This window comes from Alcanivorax sp. HI0083 (assembly GCF_001635175.1).
The window spans coordinates 1-451 of record NZ_LWFX01000513.1; the positions used below are offsets into that span (position 1 = coordinate 1).

The window sequence follows — 451 nt, forward strand, 5'->3', positions numbered from 1 at the left end:
GAAATCCTGGAAGACTTTGATGTGTCTGCGGTGTTTGTGAGGCGGGATGAGGAGCCGTCAGCGGGTGAAGGGTATTACGACTTCAAGCCGGAGATCGACAGCAAGGAAGCCATTCGGGATGCCGCGGGTGAAGTGGATGCCAAAGTCATTGCCCAGTTGGAGCGCTGGTGGGACAAGTATCGTGTCTCACTGAGCGAGCTGGATGCCCAGGTTGCGGATGCTGAGAGCGTGATGAAGGGGTATCTACAGGAGCTGGGGTATGAGTAATGCTGTGCCCCATGGGTGGGAAGAGGCAACAATTTTAGAGCTCGGAAATAACCATAAGGATACGGTTCAGACCGGGCCTTTTGGGGCCCAGTTACATGCGTCCGACTACAAAAGTGATGGGGTTCCTCTAATCCTAATTAGAAATATTAAGGACTACGGATTAGATGAGAGAGACATTCCAAAG

The 451-nt window shown here is 51.9% G+C and carries 2 pseudogenes; both read left to right on the forward strand.

Annotated elements, in window-relative coordinates:
• Positions 1-267 (forward strand): annotated as a pseudogene (locus A3754_RS05265) (type I restriction endonuclease subunit M); the annotation flags it as partial.
• Positions 260-451: pseudogene (locus A3754_RS28450) on the forward strand (hypothetical protein); the annotation flags it as partial. The pseudogenes A3754_RS05265 and A3754_RS28450, both read left to right, overlap by 8 nt.